The sequence below is a fragment of the Nitrosospira sp. Nsp13 genome, from assembly GCF_900101945.1.
GTDB classification, from domain to species: domain Bacteria; phylum Pseudomonadota; class Gammaproteobacteria; order Burkholderiales; family Nitrosomonadaceae; genus Nitrosospira; species Nitrosospira multiformis_D.
The window spans coordinates 1-1,265 of record NZ_FMVD01000048.1; the positions used below are offsets into that span (position 1 = coordinate 1).

The following is a 1,265-nucleotide window of genomic DNA, read 5'->3' on the forward strand; positions in this document are numbered from 1 at the left end:
CGTATTACCAGCATGGCGACCTCTTCACCAAAGGCTTGAATTATGCACCGGGGGTGATAGGCGACAAGGTGGATGTCTTCAAACTATCTTTCCAGCTGCAGATGTAAACGCCTGATATTTCATCAAAACCATAAAATGATCGATAACAAGACATGCATTTAATACCTAACGCGGAAGAATCCGTCATCAGACGGGACCCTGCCGCTTCAGTTCATCACCTGTATCCCACGCAAGATTCGCCGGACGTGAAGCTGGATTCAGGCTATACGCCGCTGCAGGCACGGTTGTCGCTGGGTTTCCGCAAGGAAGAAGGCGCCACCCGTTTAGTGGAACGGGAACATTTCGGTCCACTGCTGGTGCAAAAACCACTCTATCCCGAAGGGCGGGAGGTTTGCCAGGTTGTCATCGTGCATCCGCCGGGCGGTGTCGTGGGCGGCGATCAGTTGGAGATTTCCGCCCGCGTCGGCGCAGCAGCCAGCACCCAGGTCACCACCCCGGGTGCGGCCAAATGGTACAAGGCTAATGGTCATGTCTCGCACCAGGCTATAAGACTCGATGTCGGTGTAAAAGGCGTGCTCGAATGGGTGCCGCAGGAAACCATTTTTTTCGATAACGTCGATGTGAAGCTTGAGCATCATGTAGTGATGGAAAAAGAGGCAAGCTATATCGGTTGCGAAATCCTTTGTTTTGGCCGTACGGCCTCAGGAGAATCATTCACCAGCGGCCGGATCAGGCAGCGGACCCGCATTCAATACGAAGGCAGATTGATCTGGTTCGAGCAGCTCCGGCTGGCGGGTGGCAGTGCAGGCATGAAGAGTCCTTTACTGCTTGCCGGAAACACCATCTGTGCCACCCTGATCGCGGTGGGAAAGACTGTGTCCCCCACCGTGCTGGCGGCCGCGCGCGAAGAGGGGGGGGAAATCGCGAAAGGGGCCGGCCATCTCGGCATCTCGCAGTTGAAACCAGTGATAACGGCGCGTTATCTAGGAAACTCGAGCGAGACGGCACGACAGGTGATGCTGCATATCTGGGGTCTGCTCCGTCCGGCTATGCTTGGCCGTGAGGCAATGGTTCCGCGTATGTGGAAAACGTGATGTCTTTTCAGTGAAGCGGCATGTTTTTGGTATCCGGCAAGAGAAGCATCAGGTGGTAGCAGTGTTAAAAGAAGTGGAAGAAGTAAAACAATTGTTAATTTAACGAGGAGGAAGCAATGGACCTTACACCAAGAGAGAAAGACAAGCTGCAGATATTTACTGCCGGATTAG

1 protein-coding gene is annotated in these 1,265 nt (G+C 53.8%); it reads left to right on the forward strand.

The window, feature by feature from the left end; genetic code table 11:
* The first annotated feature begins 152 nt into the window (after window positions 1–152).
* Window positions 153–1,094: an urease accessory protein UreD gene (locus tag BLO43_RS16240; protein ID WP_090908085.1), complete on the forward strand. Its 942-nt coding sequence runs from the start codon at window positions 153–155 to the stop codon at window positions 1,092–1,094.
* The last annotated feature ends 171 nt before the right edge of the window (window positions 1,095–1,265 follow it).

Coding starts and splice junctions, on each gene's coding strand:
- BLO43_RS16240 (WP_090908085.1), top strand. CDS start 153: ATGCATTTAATACCTAACGCGGAAGAATCCGTCATCAGACGGGACCCT.